This is a genomic window from Streptomyces sp. NPDC013455 (genome assembly GCF_040632975.1).
Lineage (GTDB): Bacteria > Actinomycetota > Actinomycetes > Streptomycetales > Streptomycetaceae > Streptomyces.
This window is the reverse complement of sequence record NZ_JBEYCX010000003.1, coordinates 248,858-266,992: the sequence shown is the minus strand read 5'-3', so window position 1 is coordinate 266,992 and position 18,135 is coordinate 248,858. Positions and strand designations below refer to the sequence as shown.

Annotated in this window: 13 protein-coding genes and 1 pseudogene; 1 reads left to right on the top strand and 13 read right to left on the bottom strand. The window is 73.0% G+C overall.

Features of this window, described 5'->3' with window-relative positions; translation table 11 throughout:
- Window positions 1-74 precede the first annotated feature (74 nt).
- The 3 genes and pseudogenes from ABZ576_RS07725 to ABZ576_RS07715 form a co-directional block, all read right to left on the bottom strand.
- Window positions 75-230 (bottom strand): annotated as a pseudogene (locus tag ABZ576_RS07725) (DNA methyltransferase); the annotation flags it as partial.
- 567 nt (window positions 231-797) lie between these two features.
- Complete coding sequence (locus ABZ576_RS07720; RefSeq protein WP_360737157.1) at window positions 798-2,387, bottom strand: hypothetical protein; 1,590 nt, start codon at window positions 2,385-2,387, stop codon at window positions 798-800.
- A gap of 883 nt (window positions 2,388-3,270) precedes the next feature.
- Complete coding sequence (locus ABZ576_RS07715) at window positions 3,271-3,711, bottom strand: nuclear transport factor 2 family protein (protein ID WP_360737154.1); 441 nt, start codon at window positions 3,709-3,711, stop codon at window positions 3,271-3,273.
- A gap of 154 nt (window positions 3,712-3,865) precedes the next feature.
- Here ABZ576_RS07715 and sigJ point away from each other — a divergent pair, with 154 nt between their 5' ends.
- Window positions 3,866-4,801 (top strand): RNA polymerase sigma factor SigJ, encoded by a 936-nt coding sequence (gene sigJ / locus ABZ576_RS07710; protein WP_360737151.1) that lies wholly within the window; start codon window positions 3,866-3,868, stop codon window positions 4,799-4,801.
- 105 nt (window positions 4,802-4,906) lie between these two features.
- Here the strand turns inward: sigJ and ABZ576_RS07705 are convergent, their stop codons facing one another.
- From ABZ576_RS07705 to ABZ576_RS07660, 10 genes are all read right to left on the bottom strand, one after another.
- The gene (locus ABZ576_RS07705) at window positions 4,907-5,752 is read right to left on the bottom strand and encodes an RNA polymerase sigma factor SigF (protein ID WP_360737149.1); all 846 of its coding nucleotides are present in this window, start codon (window positions 5,750-5,752) and stop codon (window positions 4,907-4,909) included.
- Window positions 5,753-5,904: 152 nt separating this feature from the next.
- On the bottom strand, window positions 5,905-7,197 hold the full coding sequence (locus tag ABZ576_RS07700) for a SpoIIE family protein phosphatase (protein WP_360737146.1): 1,293 nt from the start codon (window positions 7,195-7,197) through the stop codon (window positions 5,905-5,907).
- Complete coding sequence (locus ABZ576_RS07695; RefSeq protein ID WP_360737144.1) at window positions 7,197-8,009, bottom strand: alpha/beta hydrolase; 813 nt, start codon at window positions 8,007-8,009, stop codon at window positions 7,197-7,199. Before ABZ576_RS07695 ends, ABZ576_RS07700 begins: the two co-directional genes overlap by 1 nt.
- A gap of 84 nt (window positions 8,010-8,093) precedes the next feature.
- On the bottom strand, window positions 8,094-10,505 hold the full coding sequence (locus ABZ576_RS07690; protein ID WP_360737141.1) for an FUSC family protein: 2,412 nt from the start codon (window positions 10,503-10,505) through the stop codon (window positions 8,094-8,096).
- 359 nt (window positions 10,506-10,864) lie between these two features.
- On the bottom strand, window positions 10,865-12,064 hold the full coding sequence (locus tag ABZ576_RS07685; protein ID WP_360737138.1) for an MFS transporter: 1,200 nt from the start codon (window positions 12,062-12,064) through the stop codon (window positions 10,865-10,867).
- A gap of 58 nt (window positions 12,065-12,122) precedes the next feature.
- Window positions 12,123-12,644 (bottom strand): GNAT family N-acetyltransferase, encoded by a 522-nt coding sequence (locus ABZ576_RS07680; protein ID WP_360737136.1) that lies wholly within the window; start codon window positions 12,642-12,644, stop codon window positions 12,123-12,125.
- A gap of 45 nt (window positions 12,645-12,689) precedes the next feature.
- Entirely contained in the window at window positions 12,690-13,940 is a 1,251-nt protein-coding gene (locus ABZ576_RS07675) for a type III PLP-dependent enzyme (protein WP_360737134.1), read from the bottom strand.
- Entirely contained in the window at window positions 13,937-15,226 is a 1,290-nt protein-coding gene (locus ABZ576_RS07670) for a DUF6271 family protein (protein ID WP_360737132.1), read from the bottom strand. Before ABZ576_RS07670 ends, ABZ576_RS07675 begins: the two co-directional genes overlap by 4 nt.
- The gene (locus ABZ576_RS07665; RefSeq protein ID WP_360737130.1) at window positions 15,223-16,254 is read right to left on the bottom strand and encodes a phytanoyl-CoA dioxygenase family protein; all 1,032 of its coding nucleotides are present in this window, start codon (window positions 16,252-16,254) and stop codon (window positions 15,223-15,225) included. Before ABZ576_RS07665 ends, ABZ576_RS07670 begins: the two co-directional genes overlap by 4 nt.
- A gap of 361 nt (window positions 16,255-16,615) precedes the next feature.
- Complete coding sequence (locus ABZ576_RS07660) at window positions 16,616-18,127, bottom strand: glycoside hydrolase family 3 N-terminal domain-containing protein (RefSeq protein WP_360737127.1); 1,512 nt, start codon at window positions 18,125-18,127, stop codon at window positions 16,616-16,618.
- Window positions 18,128-18,135 lie beyond the last annotated feature (8 nt).

The following is an 18,135-nucleotide window of genomic DNA, read 5'->3' as shown; positions in this document are numbered from 1 at the left end:
AGGACAGGCAAAGCCCGGTAGCGTACCGGCCGAAGACGGCGGTTACACGAATTCGTGTGTGGCGGGGTGTGGCGTCAGGCGGTGAGGACCACGTTGTCCTGGCCGAGGATCTGACGGATCGTATCCGTCAGCCGGTCGTCGGCGATGGACGCGTAATGTTCGGTCTTCTCCACACCGATGAAGTCCCGGCCTTCGAGCAGGGCGGCCATGCCGGTGGATCCGGAGCCGGCATCCCCAGCTCACATCGCACCTGCACAAGCTGCATAGAGCCGAAAGAGTGGCCGCGGACCGTGGGAGTCCCCTGGGACTTTTCTGGGACTTCCGGCTGCATCAACGGACACGAGCGTGAAACAACCGAAAGACAATTCGTGCAGGTCAGCGACCCGTGACCGTTCATCGATGCTGGTCACGGCGCTGCCTGGTGCCTTCCGGGACATCTGAGGGTTTCCGGGAAAGACGCCGTCATACCCCTTCCGACCTGTGTAAGGGCGAGGCAAGAGGGGGCGTGGCGGCGTCTCCGGAGTCGGGACCGAAGGCGTCGTCTTGCGGGCCGAAGAGAGTCCGAAAAAGGGCCAGATCAGGACCTTCTGTCGGCTCACTGCCCCGCGGGCGGGCACCCAGAGCGTCATGACCGACGGCCCACGCCCGCGCCGGCCTGGAAGCCTGCGGCTGGAAGGTGCACGTGCTGGAGACCGCCCCGCTGTCCGCCCGCTTCACCGCGAAGGACCCGGCCACCGGGCAGGAATGCGAAGTCTGCCCGGGCATACGGCCCGCAGGCGGGTGGCCCAGGCGACCGACTACAGGTGAAGTCCGACGTGGTTCACGATGAAACGCTTCCCATCGGAGTCGAGGGCGAAGTAGATCCGTCCGACCTCGTTGGGCGACACCGCGTCCCGCACCTTGATGTGCGGCAGTCCGTCGCAGCGCTTCCCGTCGAACGTGAAGTAGCGCCTGTCCTTGTCTTTGCTCAGTTTCTCGTCACTGGGCGCGTACTTCAGTCCGTGGTTGTCGTAGAACCACTGGGTCAGCCTGGGTTTACTGCCAGGGTTGGCATAAAGGTCCATCGCGGCCTGCGCAAGGGCGATCAGTTGGTCAGTCATCTCCTGGGGGTACGGATAGCGGGAGTCCTTCCAGGCGCGCCCCGCTCTGGCCGTGAACACGATGTGTGCCTCCGACGCCTTGGTGAGAGCGTTGAAAGTAGGCACGGCGTCCGTGCCCAGGGGCGGGATCTCACTCCAGGCGTCGAGTACGACCGCCTGTCCGCTCCCGCTCTTCGAGAGGTCGAGGTACTGGTTCTTCCAGTAATCCCGGTCCTGGCGCAGCGCCTCGGCGGTGGCGGCGTCGTCTCGCGCCTTGTCGCGTTCCTCCATGCAGCTCTGTGCCATGTCCTCCCAGGACTTGGCATCCTCTTCGAGCTGTCGCACGCGCTTTTGCAGAGCTTCGAGTTCGGCGGTGGTGTCGCCAGCGGCCTGAGCGCGCGACAGATGCTCGGCAGCCCTGCGCGCGCCCGCGCGGTACGACGCCTGCCGTGCCCGCTCCCACGCCGTGTCACTGCCGCGAGCAATGACCGAGAGGTGGGCAAGTGACGGCATCAGCCGCCGTTCCACGAAGAACACCCCGGACACCTCCTCACGCGAGTAGGCGGGATGCTCCAGGCCGAGGTCGGGCCAGACCAGCCGGGCGCCCCCGCTGGGCACGGCCAGCTGCTCGTGAGCCCGGCGGACGGCCTGTGCGGTCACGTAATTCAAAGTCACCACTTGAGCCAGCCCGGCGAGTTGCCCCGAGGCATCGGCCGCCGCACTCCACCCCGCCTGGTCCCTGGGGTGCACCAGGAGAATGGGGAGGCGTGTGCGCAGCGCCAGGGAGTCGAGGAGTACGGCCGCGTGGCTCTCCTCGCGGATCCTCTCGTAGCGCCCCGTGGCGAGCTGGCTCAGCACCCGTACTTCGAGTTTCCGGTCGCCGAGCACCGCCCGCAGGAGGTTGGGACGCTTGAGCGGAGGGTCCTGCACCGGCGCGATCCACCCGTCGGGGATCTCCCGGCCCATGACGATCCTGAGCCCACCACCGCCTTCCTCCGACTGGGAGACGGTGACCCGGGTGACGAACTGGGCCGGACCTGCGGACAATGGCTGGCGGATGGTCATGCGCAGGGCCCGGGTGAGCTCGTCGCCCGCCACCGTCCAGCTCACCGTGCGGTCGCCGTGGCCGGAAATCTTTCCGGCGAGAACTGCATGGCCGTCTTGATCGAATGCGGTCACTGACGGTGCCGGTATCCGTCCGCCGTGGCTGAGCCAGTCTGCGAGATGGTCACGTAGGTGCTTATAGACGTGGCCCTGCTGCTCCTGGGCGGACCGGACGTCGAAACTGACGGCATACAGCGCCTGCACGGCGGCTCCCCTCACCCCAGATGCCCTGCGCAATGGACCGATTGGCCTCGAACGCGGTCAGGGCTCCCCTCGGAGAAACACCGTAATGCCACCGCGCCGAAGTCCGTAATGCCCTGCGCGGGGGCTTGGGCACCACCGTCAGCGCAGCCGAAGGCCGTACGTGCTGGTCCTGAGCAGGCATGTGGCCCGCCTGAGCGGGGCCGTAACCACTTCCTGGAGCGCCCTGTGCTCAGCGTGCCTGTCGACGCTGCGCGTTCCGCGCCACCTGCGGCGCCTCCTCCCCACTCAGCGTGGCGAGCACGAGGCTGCGCTGTCCTCGGAAGCTGCGCATAACCTTCCGGCGGACGAGGTCGGTACCCGTACCGGTGGTGCCGTTCCGGCCCGTCTCCACCAGAGGTGTGAACAGCGTGTTGTCCAGGTAGGCCGGAACGTTCTTGTAGCCGAACCGGACGGCGCCGCCTCGCCCGTCCTTCTATCCGCTGTCGTCACAAAGCGATTCGAACTGCCTACGGGAGAAGTACGTCCCGTGGACCACCTCCGTCGTGTGCGGCAGCACGAAACGCGGATGACGGAGTTTGATCCAGCTCGGACTCGGGTCCATCCGCTGTTCGTCGGCGAGACCGGTGTTTCAGTTCCTTGGCGCGGAAGGTCCGCGGGAACGACACGACGCCGCCCCTCCCGGCTCGCGGAACTCCTGCCGGGAGGGGTGGTGGACCCGCCGTGGGGCGCGGGCGGACGGCCGGTTCGCTCTTTGTCCCTTCGCGTGCGCCCGCGGCGGCTTCGTGGGACTGGCTCGGCGGTGCCGGGTGGCAACCGGTGTGCGGTTGCCGCCTCACGGACAGCCCGCCGGACCGGGCCCCGCGCGGTGTGCGGCGGCTGGGGATCAGGCGAGCTGGTCCTTGTCGGAGGGGAGCCAGACCCGCATCGTCGCCGGGTCGACCGGGATCGAGACGTGTTCGTGTGTGATCGACCACGCGCCGTTCGAACGCCGGAGGCAGACGCTCTCCCGCACCCATATGGACGCCTGGAGCTCTCCCTTGCGCTCTCCGGAGTCGAGGTGGAGCATGTGCGCGAAGGCGGTGTTCTCGCCGGTCGCGAGGGTGAGGTCGTGTGTCTCCAGGCTGATGGGACCGACGTATCCGTCGAACCAGCGCTGGAAGTTCCGGCGGATCTCCTCGGTTCCGGTGAACCGCAGCGGGGGGACGACGTCGTAGTAGACGGCGTCGGCGGCGTAGAAGGACATGAGCCGGTCGATGTCCCTCGACTGCTGGGCGTCTGCGCGGCTCGCCAGAAGCGCCCGGATCTCGGACTCGTGGGTGGTCATCCCTCGCTCCTTCGGTTGTGATGTGGTGTCGCGTTCCGTCGCCGGGTACGACGAGACGGCCCGACGGGATGTGAGGTGGGGTACCGGCCTCACATCCCGGGGCGCTGTCCCGTCGTATGGGCGAGGGATGATCCGACCGAAGGAGCCGCGCGCCATGAAGACCGTTCCGACCACGCCTGAAGACAGCCGGCCGGATGAGGCTTCGCAGGTGGTCGCCGGTGAACGCCGTCGGCTGCTCAACCTCGCCTACCGGATGCTGGGCTCCCTGGCCGAAGCCGAGGACGTCGTACAGGAGACCTATGCCCGCTGGTACGCGATGTCCCGGCGGCAGCGGGAGGCGGTGGCGTCCCCCGGCGGCTGGCTGACCAAGGTCGCCGGCCGTATCTGCCTCGACGTGCTCCGCTCGGCACGGGTCCGGCGGGAGCGTTACGTGGGGGAATGGGTCCCCGAGCCGCTGCCCGCGCGCAGCGAGTGGCCGGCCGGCACGACGGACGACGGTACGGCCGATCCGGCCGACCGCATCACGCTCGACGAGTCGGTCAGCATGGCCTTCCTCGTCGTACTGGAAGCGATGACGCCGGCGGAACGCGTGGCGTTCATCCTCCACGACGTCTTCCGTTACCCCTTCTCCGAAGTGGCCGCCATCGTCGGCCGCACCCCGGCGGCATGCCGCCAGCTGGCGTCCTCGGCCCGCCGCCGCATCGAGACCTCACGGGCTCCCTCGACGCCGACGCCTCAGCGGGCCCGGGTCGTCAGGGAGTTCAAGCAGGCATGGCAGTCTCAGGACATCGACGCCCTCGTCGGCCTTCTCGACCCCGACGCCACCGCCGTCGGTGACGGTGGCGGGCGCGTCACGGCCATGCCTCACCCGGTCGAGGGCGCCGAGCGCATCGCCCGTTTCTTCGTCGACCGCACCCTCCCGGGCCGCCTGACGCTCCGTGAGTACACGGTCAATGGGCAGCCCGGTCTGGTGGCCCGCCTGGACGGGGTCGTGGTGTCGGTGTACGCGTTCGACATCGCCGGCGGCCGGATCCGACGGATCTGGGCCGTGCTCAACCCGGAGAAGCTCCGGCCGTGGAAGACGGGCTGACCGGGAGGTCTTCGGGGAGGAATGCGCCGGCTCACCGAGGCATGCGAGCAGGGTCCCGGCCTCGTCGTGGCCGGGACCCTGTTGGGCGGGGGACGGTGCCGGCCCTCAGGTGGTGCTGAGCATGCCCTCGCGCAGGCGGGCCAGGAGGCGGGTGATCAGGCGGGAGACGTGCATCTGGGAGACGCCGAGGCGTTCTCCGATCTGCGCCTGGGTGAGTTCCTCGACGAAGCGCCAGTGGATGATCTTGCGGTCGCGTTCGTCGAGTTCGGCGATCATCGGGGCGAGGGCGTGGAAGTCCTCGATCAGGCCGAGCGCGGCGTCCTCGTCACCGATGAAGTCCGCCAGCGCGGCCTCGCCGTCCTCGCTGCCGTTGATGGCCGCGTCGAGGGAGGCCGACTTGTAGCCGTTGGAGGCCAGCTGCGCCTCGACGACCTCCTCCGGCGGGAGGCTCATCAGCTCGGAGAGCTCCTCGGTCGTGGGCGCCCGGCCCAGGCGGCTGCGCAGTTCCTCGTTGGCGCGGGCGAGTTGCACGCGGGCCTCCTGGAGGCGGCGCGGAACGTGCACGGCCCAGGAGGTGTCACGGAAGAACCGCTTGATCTCGCCGACGATGTAGGGGACGGCGAAGGAGGTGAACTCCACCTCACGGGTCAGCTCGAACCGGTCGATGGCCTTGATCAGGCCGATCATGCCGACCTGGACGATGTCCTCCATCTCCTCCGGCCCGCGGCTGCGGAACCGGCCGGCCGCGTAGCGGACCAGGGACATGTTCATCTCGATCAGCGTGTTGCGCACGTACTGGTACTCGGGTGTCCCCTCCTCCAGCACCGCGAGCTGGTCGAAGAACGCCTTCGACAACTCCCGCGCGTCCTTGGGCGCGACCTTGGAAGGGTCCGCGATCTCCGGAACGTCCACCGTCTGCGTGGCAGTCTGCTCGGTCGTCGTCGGCATCATGCGCCCCTCCCAGTCGATCGGCCATCTCCTCGCCGGTCCGTGCCCCGGCAGAAGGCGCCTACCCCGCCTTCCGGCCTACATTCTCCCGACATCCACGATGTCGGGATGCGGTGGGGTCCGCCGGACGGCCGAGCCGGTGCCGTGGCCGTCGCTCACCGCCGCTCCTCACCGGTTCGCCGGGGCACCCCGACGACCAGGACCGCGGTGTCGTCGTCCAGGCCGGTGCCGAAGGTGTCGAGCAGCCCGCTCAGCGCCTCGACGGCGGCCGGCGGGGTGGTGGGGGCCAGGGCGCGGGCGAAGTCCAGCAGGGCTTCGTCGCCGTAGCGTTCACCGGGCCGGCCGGTGTGGGCCTCGGTGAGGCCGTCGGTGTACAGCACGAGGGTGTCGCCGGGGGCGAGGTGGACGGTGGCGGTGGCGATGTGGGCGTCGGGCAGGACGCCGATGAGCTGCCCGCCGGGCGTGTGCAGGTAGTCGGCGTCGCCGTCGGCGCGCAGCAGCAGGGCCGGCGGGTGTCCGCCGCCGGCCAGCTCGATCCGGAACCCCTCGGTGCCGCAGGGGGTGAGCAGCCCGAAGAGGACGGTGCAGAAGCGGGGGTCGGTGCCGTTGTACTCGTGGTTGAGGACGGTGTTGAGGTTGGTGAGCACGGCGGCCGGGTCGGGGTCGTACACGGCCGCGGCCCGCAGGGTGTAGCGGACCAGGGAGGTGACGGCCGCCGCGCCGGCCCCCTTGCCGCACACGTCCCCCAGGAACAGTCCCCAGCTGCCCTGGGAGAGCGGGAACAGGTCGTAGAAGTCGCCGCCGACCTCGTCGGCGGAGGCGATGTGGTAGTGCGCGGCCACCTCCAGCCCGGGGACGCTGTCCAGGACGGGCGGCAGCAGAGTCTGCTGCAGCGTGCTCGCCAGGCGCTGGAGGCGTTCACGTTCCCGTTCGGCTTCCTGCCGGGCGCGCAGCAGTTCTCTTTCGTAGGCGCGGCGGTCGCGGGCGTCGAAGACGGTGGTGCGGATCAGCAGCGGCTCGCCCTCGCCGTCGGTCTTGACGGTGGAGGTGACCAGGACCGGCAGCCGGCTGCCGTCCGCCGCCTTCATCTCCAGGGCTATGCCGCTGACTTCGCCCTGCATGCGCAGCAGGGGCGCGTAGTGCGTCTCGTGGTACAGCCTGCCGCCCACGGTGAGCAGATCGGCGAACCGCCGGCGTCCGACCAGGTCGTCACGGCGACGGCCGAGCCAGTTCAGCAGGGTCGCGTTGATCTTGGCGATCCGTCCGTCCATCGAGGTGGAGAGGTAGCCGCAGGGCGCGTTCTCGTAGAGGTCCTCGGCGCTGTCCTCCAGCAGGGCGGAGAGACGGGCCTGCTCGTCGTCCGGCAGGGCGGAGGGACGGGTCCGCTCGTCGTCCGGCTCGCCTCGCGAACCCGGACCCGGATCGTGGCCGTAACCGGTCGCACACATCACCGGCCCGCTTCGGACGCGAACGCGGCGATGGCCGCGGCGGTGGCCTCGGGTGCGCTCAGCTGCGGGCAGTGCCCGGTCGCGGGGAGAGTGACCAGCCGGCTGCCGTGGATGTGCGCGTGGACGTACGCGCCGACCTCCGCGGGGGCGATCGCGTCGCTGGAGCACTGCGCGATCAGGGTCGGTACGGTCACCGAGGCCAGATCGGCGCGGTTGTCGGACAGGAACGTGACGCGGGCGAAGACGCGGGCGATCTCCGGGTCGGTGCGGCAGAAGCTGTTGGTCAGCTCCTGCCCCAGCTCGGGGCGGTCCGGGTTGCCCATGATGACCGGCGCCATCGTCGCCGACCAGCCCAGGTAGTTCGACTCCAGCGAGTCCAGGAGTTCGTCGATGTCCTCCTCGCTGAACCCGCCCCGGTAACCGGCGGCCGGGTCGTCGATGTAGCAGGGCGACGGCGTGAGCAGGACCAGGCCCGCGAAACACTCCGGCTCGGCGGCGGCGGCCAGCACGCCGATCATGGCGCTCACCGAGTGCCCTACGAAGACCACGGGCCCCAGGTCGAGCTCGCGGCAGATCTCCAGTACGTCCTGCACGTAGCCGTCCAGCGTGGCGTACCGTTCCGCGCTCCACGCCGACAGGTCCGACCGGCCGGCGCCGACGTGGTCGAAGAGGACCACCCGGAAGTCCGGCTCCAGTGCCGGGACCACCAGGCGCCACATGTTCTGGTCGCACCCGAACCCGTGCGACAGCACCACCACCGGCCCGTCCTCTCGGCCGGTCACCCGCACGTGGTTCCTGCTTAGCACGTCCATGCGGCCATCCTCGCATCCCTCCTCGCGCGGCTCCTCCCCCAGCGGATCGGTTTCGGTGCGAGCCCGTCCGTGCGCGCCCGCTGCTCAGCGCCGGTCCTCGCCGTCGCGCCCGGCCTCCGTCGCGGGGGCGGTGCGGGTGAGCCGGGTCAGGTCGGCCAGGAGCGCGGCCAGCCAGGAGACGGTCGCGTAGTACGGCAGCGGTGCGCCGGGCGGCTCGGTGGCGAGGCCGGTGAGGGCCGTGAAGGCGCGGGCCGTCACCGGTGCCGCCGCCGGGGTGTCGTCCCCCGGATCCAGTGCCGCGGAGACCAGCAGCATCCGGCCCGCCACCCGTGCCCCGAGCACGTCGACGGACTCGGCCGCGGCCGGGCTCAGCGCGGTGCGCGGCGGCTCCAGCAGCCGGGCGGACCCCCACAGGGTGTGGTGCCCGGCGATCAGGACCGCCTGCCAGTCCACGTCGGGCAGCTCACGCCTGCTCCCCCGGACGGCGAGCGGGGTCGGCTCGCTGAGGAACTGGGCGTACGCCGACTCCGCGAGGACGACGGCGTGCTGGAGCGACCGGTGGCCGGGGCCGGGCACGCCCGGGGTTGCCGCGGCCGCCGCTCCACCGGTCACCGCGGCACTGGTGGCCACCACGATCTCCGCGGCCCGGCGCAGCAGTTCCGCCGCCGCGTGGCGCAGCTCGTCGTGGGCGCCTCGTGGCCAGGCCAGCACCCCGAAGACGGCGCCGATCGCGCTGCCGACGAGCACGTCGAGCATCCGGATCTCCGCCAGCCGCCAGGTCGGGGTCGCCAGCTGGGCGAAGACCAGGGCGACGAGGACGGTGAACAGCCCCTGGGCCCAGCCGACGCCCCGGACCGGGCCCACCGTGAAGCCGAGCAGCATCCATACCGGCAGCACGACGGCGTACACGGTGGTGTCGGCCCCCACGGCGATCAGGAGTGCGGCGGACACCAGGGCCCCGGCGAGGGTGCCGGCGAGCGCCACGCGGATGGTGCGCCAGGTCTGTTCCAGGGTGGTACGGGTCAGGGTGAGCGTCGCCAGCATGGCCCAGAAGCCGTGCGGCAGCGTGTCCACGCCGGCCACCAGCCGTACCGCGGTCAGGGCGAGGGCGATGCGGACCGCGTTCTGGAAGAACACCGAGCGGCGCCCGGCGTGGCCGCGCAGCCGGTGCCACCACAGGAGCGGGGCCGGGACGGTGGCGTACCAGAAGCGGCCGGGCGGCACCCCCGCCGCCACGCGCCGACCACGCACCGCCAGATCCGCCGCCGTGCCCATGGCCAGCGCGGCGTCGGCGATCTCCAGCACGGCGGCATGACGCCGCAGGAGGGCGGGCGGGGGGCAGGGGGCGGGCGCCGGTGCGGGGGCGCTGCCGGGGGTGAGGGTGGGGGCGTCGGGGCTGACGGTGGCGGCGTCGGGGCTGACGGTGGCGGCGTCGGGGTTGAAGGTGAGGGCGTCGGGGGTCTGGGTCCCGTCGGGGGTCAGGGTCCCGTCGGAGGTCGGGGCGGCGCCGTCGAAGGCCAGAGCGGGACCCGCGGAAGGCCGGGCAGGGTCCTCGGGAGGGGCGGGGGTGGGAGCGCTCGCGGAGGTGGCGGACAGGCGGGCGCGGGCCGCGGCCAGCTCCGTCAGGCGGGCCGCGGTGGACGGTCCCGTCCGCAGGCAGGCCGCCGTCGCCGCGGCCAGTCGCGCCACCGCGCGCAGGACGGCGGTCGCCTCCGGGTCCGCGTCCCGCCCCGGCCCGGCCGGCAGCAGGGCCAGCCGGGCCAGCCGGGCGAGCAGGGTCCGCACGGCGAGACCGGTGTGGGTGAGCGCGCGCTCGCGCACCCCCGGCCCCGCCGGGCGTTCCGCCTCCGGCACGGTGAGCGACCGCAGCGCCTGGCCCGCTTCCCGGGCCGCCCGGACGTCCGGGCCGGCCAGGGTGTACGGGGGTGCGGCGAGCCGTGCCGCGCAGCGCTCGGCGGTCAGCGCGCCCCGGGCCGCCCGTTCCCGGTACGGCAGCGGGCGCGGCTCGGCGAACAGGAGCGCCTCGGCGGCGGCCAGCAGGACCGCCCCGCTGGCCGCACCGGTCAGCCGGTCGCCGAGCGAGCCGGGGTCGTACGGCGGGAAGGACGGCAGGATGTACAGGAGCTGCAAGCCCGGTGCCGCCCCCGCGAGGCGCGGTCCGCCCACGGCGGCGAAGGTCAGCGTGAAGCCGACCACCAGCATGCCGGCCACCGCGCTCCACGTCCGCACCGACAGACAGGTCCCCACGGATACGAGCACCCAGCACACCGGCAGCAGGCGCAGCACCATCGCCGAGCGCTGCCGTCCGGTACCGGGGATGTGGGACAGCCCGCCCAGCGCCACGGCGGTGAAGAGCGCGTAGGTCGCCGCCACGGGGCGGTCGAGGCCGTAGCGGAAGAGGTAGAAGCCGGTCGCGGCGGCCAGGGTCACGCGCAGCGCGCGGCGCGCGGAGGCGGCGTAGGCCGCCGGCAGCCGGCCGGCTGGGACACCCCACACGCCTCCAGGATCACCCAGCACCGCACCCCGGGCACGTCCCGCGAGCGGGAGCGGGCCGGCCGGCTGGTGCCGGGGGTCGCCCTCCGGTTCGGCTGGAAGGCGCGCCGACCGACCGGGTCCGGGGAGCCGGACAACCGGTCGGTGGCGGGAAGTGGCGCAGTGGGCCGGAGTCGCCGTCAGCCGACCGCAGCCCGGGGTGCCGGTCAGCCGGCCGGAGCCGCAGTCACCGTCAGCCGGCCGGGGTCGGGGTGTTCGTCAGCCGACCGCAGCCCGGGGTGCCGGTCAGCCGGCCGGAGCCGCAGTCACCGTCAGCCGGCCGGGGTCGGGGCGTTCGTCAGCCAGCCGGGTCGGAGTGTTCGTCAGCCGGTCGGGGTCGGGGTGTCGGGCAGCCGGTCGGGGGCGGGGTGGTGGGGTCGCCAGGGGATGCGGAGGGCGGTCAGGGTGACGATCAGGGCCGAGCCGGCCACCGTGGCCATCCCGGCCGTCAGGTTCGCCGCGCCCGCGACGAAGCCGATCACGGCGGGGCCGCCGAGCAGGCCGGTGGTGCCCATCGCGGCGACCAGCGCCAGCGCGTCCGAGCCGCGTCCGGCCGCCGCCACGTACACGCACGGGGTGACCGCGGCCGCACCGAGGCCGACGCAGGCGAAGCCGAGCAGCGTGGGGATCACCCCGCCGGCGACCAGGGCGAGGGCCAGGCCGCCGGCGGCGACGGCGCTGCCGGTGCGGACCACGCGGCCGTCGCCCCAGCGGGTCCGCCAGCGGTCCGCGCGGAGCCGGGCCAGCAGCATCATCACGGAGACGACGGCTATGCCGAGCGGGGCGACGGTCTCCGACGCCCCGACCACGTCCTCCAGGTACAGCGTGGACCAGTCGTTCATGGCGCCCTCGGTGACCGTGCCGAAGGCCATGGCGCAGCCCATGAGCAGGGTGGTCGCGGTGGGCAGGGCACGGCGGGGGCGCCGCCGCCCGGAACCGTCCGGCGCGCGAGGGCTCGGCTCCCGGTGCGCGAGCAGGCCCGGGCGGGCGCAGCCGAGCAGGAGCAGCAGCAGGGCCCCGGCGAGGGCGAAGTGCGCCGCGACGGATCCGGTCAGGGTGGTGACGCCGGAGGCCAGCAGGGCGGCCGCGAACAGTCCGCCGCTGAAGGCGGCGTGCAGCTGGGACATGACCGTACGCCCGTGGGTGCTCTCCAGGGCGGCGCCCTGCGCGTTCATGGCGACGTTGAGACAGCCGACGGCGACCCCGTCGGCGCACACGACGAGCAGGGCGAGCGGATAGTCCGGTACGGCGGACAGGGCGGCGAGGACCGCGACCAGGCAGCCCGCGGAGACGAGCGCCAGCAGCCGGGAGCCGAGCCGCCGCATCAGCGCGGCGACCAGCGGGAAGGAGGCCGCCGCGCCGGCCCCGCAGGCCATCAGCAGCAGCCCCACCTCGCCGGCGCCCAGGTCCAGCCGGGTCTTCAGCGCGGGCAGACGCGAGACCCAGGTGCCGTACTGGAAGCCGAGGAAGCAGAACAGTGCCGCGATCGACCACTTGGCGCGCCGGAAGGAGGGCCCGGGCATCAGACGGCCTCCCTTCCGTCGCGGAGCCGGGGCGCGGCGGGCACGGAGGGCCCGGGCATCAGACGGCCTCCCTTCCGTCGCGGAGCCGGGGCGCGGCGGGCACCCGGGCCGACATGTAGACCGCGTCGCTGCCGTACTCCGGCGGTACCGGGGCGGCGGGATCGGCCCGGTAGCCGTTGGCCCGCCAGAACGGCTCCTGGCCCGCGACGGCGACCAGCGACATGGTCGTGAAGGCGCGGCCGCGGGCCGCCTCGGTGAGGTGGCGCACCAGCCGGGTGCCGAGGCCCTGGCGCCGCAGGCGCGGGCTGACGACCAGGTCGTGCAGGTGGAGGTTGCCGGTGCGGTGGACGGTCCGCTCCGGGTGGGTCAGGTCGGGGCAGCGGAAGCGTGGGTAGGGCAGGGCGAGGACGTAGCCGGCGAGGCGGCCGTCGAGTTCGAGGACGAAGCAGGTGCCGGCCGAGGTCCGGGCCCGGGAGCGCAGCATCTCCTCGCCCTCGGCGAGGGCGAGGTCCGCGTACACCTCGCTCTCCAGGGCGGCCAGCCGCGGCCAGTCGGCCTCGGTGATCCCCCGTATGCGCATGGGGATGTCCTTTCGGTGTGCAGGGTCGGTGCCGGACCCCGGGGGTCAGTGCACGCACACGTACGGCAGTGGGCGGACTCCGTTGAACCCCTGGGTCGTGTAGCTGGTGGCGTAGGCGCCGGCGGACAGGATCCAGACCGGGTCGCCGGAGGCGACGGACCGGGGCACGGGGACCGGGTACCGGCCGCCGCCGTAGGCGTCGTCGCTGTCGCAGGTGGGACCCGCGACGATGGCGTGGACCTGGTCGGAGGCGTCCGGGTGGCCGGGAAAGACGAGCCGGTGCGTGACCTGGTCCATCTCGTACAGGCCGTTGAACTTGCCGCAGGTCAGGTACAGCCAGTGCGCCTCCCCGCCGTCCGGTTGCCGGCGCCGGGTCAGCCGGGAGACCCGGGCGCGGACGGCGCCGTGGTCGGCGACCAGGTGGCGGCCCGGCTCCATGACGAAGGCGAGCGGGGAGGGGGTGAGGGCGCCGAGGCGTTCCATGCCTTCGCGGATGACGGTGAGGATCTTGTCGAGGGGCGGTTCGAGGGGGTTGCCGTGCCGGTCCAGGTAGCCGAGGGCGGGCAGGCCGCCGCCGAGGTTGACGTGGTCGGGCACGATCTGCCGCCCGGCCAGGGCCGTCAGGGTCCCGGCGAGGGTGTCCAGGGCCTGCCGCCAGCCCTCGGCGGTCATCTGCTGGGAGCCGACGTGCACGGACAGGCCGGCCGGGACCAGGCCGGCCGCGCGGGCGGTGGCCAGGACCCGTACGGCGTCGTCCGGGGTGCAGCCGAACTTGCGGTTCAGGCCCCACAGGGCGCCTTCCCCGCTGGTGGCCAGGCGGCAGAAGACCCGGGCGCCGGGCGCGTGCACGGCGATGGCGGTGACGTCCTCGACGCTGTCGGTGGCGAAGGTGCGGACGCCCAGGCGGTGGGCCGCGGCGATGTCCTGGTCGGACTTGACGGTGTTGCCGTAGTGGATGCGGGCGGGCTCCGCCCCGGCGTGGAGCGCCTGGGTGATCTCGGCGGGGCTCGCCGCGTCGAAGCCGGCGCCGCACTCGGCGAGGCGGTGCAGGACCTCGTCCACCGGGCACGCCTTGAGCGCGAAGCGGACGCGGGTCCCGGGCAGCTCGCCGAGCAGGGCGTCGTACTGGCGCTGGATGCCGGTGAGGTCGTAGACGATGCGGTCGGTGCCGGGTGCGGCGAGTGCGGTGGCGAGGGGTGCGCCGAGGGGGCCGCCGTGTGTACGGCGTGGGCGGTCGCGGCCGCGTGGCGGGCGCGGCGTGCCGGACGGGGCCGTGTGGCCCGCGGGGGCGCTCATGCGCGGGCCGCCTTCACCAGCGCCGGCCAGTTTTCGGTCAGGTGGGCGTGGTCCTCGACGTCCTGTGCGGCCCGGTCGAGCAGTTCGTCGCGCTCCGCGGCGAGCCGGTCCGCGAACGCGGCGTACCGGCCGCCCAGTTTGCGGTAGGCGGTGTCGACCCGGTCCAGGCGCCAGGTGTTCTCGGCGCGGTCGAGGCCGGTGCTCTCGCGCAGCAGGCCGGTGACGGCCTCCGGCCGGATGTGCAGCCGGTCGTCCAGGAGCCGGTCGCCCGCGTCGGCCATCCGGTCGTAGACGTGGTGGAAGTACAGCATCGACAGCAGGAACTTCACGAACCGCCGCTGGTAGGCCGGGAAGCCGGTGTCGGTGCGGCGTTCGGGGGTGTGGAAGTTCTCGATGTGCCGGTTGTGCAGGATGCCGGGCAGGCGCGCGTCGTGGACGAGGTGGAGGAGGAAGTAGTCGCTGCCGATGGTGTCGGTGGCGGGCGGCAGCGGGACGCGCTCGTACACCTCCCGGTCGAAGGCGATGTTGCACATGTCGACGCGCATCGGGTCGACCACGGTGAGCATGGAGTGGTCCCCGGTGAAGGGGGCCGTGCCGGCGCCGGTGAAGGATTCCTCCACCAGTGCGCGTGTGCGGTCCCGCGGCCAGTCGCCGGGTGCCCAGAGGCCGACCACGTCGTGGTAGACGGCCTCGTCCAGCCGTCGTATCTCGCCGATGTCGACGGAGAGTTCACCGATGAAGGAGGCTCCGGCGAGGGAGACCGGGCGGTGGGCCAGGGCGGGGTCGAGGTCGGTGCGGGTGACGGCGGGGGCGGCCTCGGCGGCGGGGTGGCCCAGCCAGGGCAGCTCGTGGTGGACGGGGAAGACCGGCTCGCCGGCGTGGCGCTGGTAGGTGCTGTCGCTGTCCCTGCGGTGCACCGAACGGCAGCCGAGGGCGGCGGCCAGCAGGAAGGCGCGGTTGGTGCAGGCGCCGTAGGAGACGGCGGGCGGGAGCATGAGGCGCAGCGCCCGCTCCGGCTCGGGCAGGCCGGCGCGCGCGATCACGCGGCGCAGCCAGGCGCCTTGCCGTTCCTCGTCGAGATGGTGGACGGTCACGCCCGGCCGCTCGGGCAGGGCGGCGATGGTGCGGGTGTGCGCGGCCCGGGTGCGGTCGTCGGCGGAGTCCAGGACCAGCACGCGGACCTCGGCGCCGAAGCGGTCGGCGGCGTAGCCCGCTTCGGCGTGCAGGGCGGTGATGGTGGCGGAGCAGGCCCGGTTGGTGGGCAGGCAGAGGCAGACGCGGTTCACCGGTCCCCTTCCGCGGCGGTCCAGGAGTCGAGGCCGAGCAGCCTGCGTCCCAGGCCGTTCAGTTCGGCGGGGCCGTAGCGCAGTGCCTCCGGCCGGCGGGCGTCCCCGAGCAGGGTGGCGTTCCAGTCGGGGGTGGCGAGGGTGCGCCAGCTGTGCACGCGGGAGTCGCGCAGCGCCGTGTGCTCTTCGAGTGCGGGCATCATCGACAGGTACTGCACGGCCCGGACAGCGTTGTCAGAGAGGTTCGGTGCCACGCCGTGGGCGAGCAGCCCGTTGAAGATCAGCAGGTCACCGGCCTGGAGGTCGGGGCGGATCACCGGGAATTCGGCGCGGTCGACCGCGGGCCGGAAGGGGTCGCGGCCGGGCGGCCGGGCGACGCGCCACTGCTCGAAGCGGCGGAAGAGTTCCGGCGCGCACTGGAAGCCGCCGAGTTCGGGGCGGGTGTCGGTGAGCGCGACGATGCCCTGGACGCGCTGCGGGAGCACGGCGAGGGTGGTGTCGACGTCCCAGTGCAGTTCGATGTCGAAGCCCTGGTCGGTGGGTGCGATCAGGGAGCGGGAGCGGGTGTGCCGGTTGGGCGGGTTGAGGTTGAGCCGGTCCAGGGTGACCCACAGCTCCGGGCTGTCCCAGACGTCCACGAAGGCGTCGTAGACGCGCTGTGTCTGCCGGGTGTCCCAGAGGAGCTGGTGGTGGTACGCCTCGACGAAGCCGTAGATGTAGAGGTCCCGGTCGAGTTCGGAGCGGAACGCGGGGGCCTCGTACCAGGTGTCGGGGCGGTCGGGGTCGAGTCCCTGGAACCGCCAGGCGAAGTCGAGCAGGTCCTTGGCCTCGCCGGGGGTGATGGCCTCGCGTACGACGACGTAGCCGTAGGTCTGCCAGAAGGCGAAGTCCTCCTCGGAGAGCACGCGCAGCGGCTGGGTCTTGTCGAGGTCGCGCAGGGGGGTCGGGGCGAGGTAGGTCTCGCCGTCGGCGCTGAAGTAGGGGCGGCCGGTCGCCGCTCGGTGGAGGCGGGGAGCGGGCGTGTGCATGCGTTCACTCCGGGGTGGTCGGGAGAGGACACCGTGGGGTCGGACGTGAGACATGTGCCGGTGGCAAGCGCGAGGGCGTGCGGGGCCACCGGGTTCCCTGAGGAGAACCGGGTTTCCTGAGGAGAACCGGGTTCCCTGAGGAGAACCGGGTTCCCTGAGGAGAACCGGGTTCCCTGAGGAGAACCGGGTTCCCTGAGGAGAACCGGGTTTCTGAGGTGAAGAGGGCGGCCGCCCGGGAAGAGGTGTGGGCGGCCTCCCGGGCACAACTGCGGGCGGCCCTGGCGGGACGGGTGCCGGCGGCCTGGTCGGAGAGGTGCGGGCGGCCGCCCGCGGGGAGGTGCGGGCGGCCTGGCGGGGTGGCTCAGCCGGCGAGGACGGCCTCGGCCGCCGCCGTCCCGCAGACGCGGGCGGCGCCGTAGGTGGCGATGTGCAGGGCGCCGCGCGGGGCGGCCTGCGGCAGGCCCATCTCCACGACGACGGTGTCGGGGCGGGCGGCGAGCAGGGTGTCGAGCGCGGAGCGCATCCAGTCGTGCCGGTGGGCGTCGCGGACCACGGCGACGATCCGGCGGTGGCCGGCGGCGGTGAGGGCGGCGGCACCGGCGCCCTCACCGGTGAAGGAGCCGGAGGTGCTGCCGGGCAGCAGCCGTTCCAGCTCGGCGGCGACGCCCCACGGGGTCTGGTCGCCGACGGCGATGTTGGGGGCCGGGTTGAACTGGGCGGTGAACACCGGTCCGCTGACCGGTGCGACGGCACCGGCGCGGGTGACGGTGAGCGCGCGGCGGGCCGCGACCAGGCCGATCTCCGGGTCGGCGGCGGTCTTCTCCGCGTCGCCGCGGGCCGCCCGGGTCCAGGCGGCCAGCGCCCGCACCCGGGCGGCCGCGTCGGCGAGCCGCTCCTCGGGCAGTTCGCCGGAGCGTACGGCGGCCACGAGCGCGTCCCGGAGCCTCAGCACGGTGCCCTCGTCGCACAGTCCGCCGCCCACGCAGATGGCGTCGGCGCCGGCCGCGATCGCGAGGACCACACCGTGTTCCAGGCCGTAGGTGCCGGAGATCGCGCGCATCTCCATGCCGTCGGTGACGATCAGTCCCTGGTAGCCGAGTTCGCCGCGCAGCAGTTCGGTGAGCACGCGCCGGGAGAGGGTGCCGGGGCGGTCGGGGTCCAGGGCCGGGACGAGGATGTGCGCGCTCATGATCGCCCGGGTGCCGGCGGCGATCGCCGCGCGGAACGGGGGCAGTTCGCGCTCGTACAGGGTGTCGGCGTCGACGTCGATGCGGGGTACGGCGTGGTGGGAGTCGACGTTGGTGTCGCCGTGGCCGGGGAAGTGCTTGGTGCAGGCGGCGACGCCGGTGGACTGGAGGCCCTCGACCCAGGCGGCGGTGTGCCGGGCCACCAGGCCGGGGCTGGCGCCGAAGGAGCGGACGCCGATGACGGGGTTGTCGGGGTTGGCGTTGACGTCGGCGGACGGTGCCCAGTCGAAGTTGACGCCGCAGGCGGCCAGGCGCCGGCCCAGTTCACGGGAGACGGCCCGGGTGAGGTCGGGGTCGTCGACGGCGCCGAGGGCGTGGTTGCCGGGGAAGGAGGAGCCGGTGCGTACGTCGAGCCGGGTGACGTCGCCGCTCTCCTCGTCGATGGCGACCAGCAGATCGTCGCGCTCGGCGCGCAACCGGGTGGTCAGGGAGGTGACCTGCTCCTCGCTGACGACGTTGCGGCCGAAGAGGGCGACGGAGGCGAGGCCCTCGCCGAGGCGGCGGCGCACCCAGTCGGGCGCGGTGGTGCCGTCGAAGCCCGGCTGGAGCACCGCGAGCGCGTCCCGGGTGAGGGTGTCGCCCGCGGCGGAGCCGCTGTCGGACGCGGTGGTGGCGGTGGTGGTCATCTCAGGCG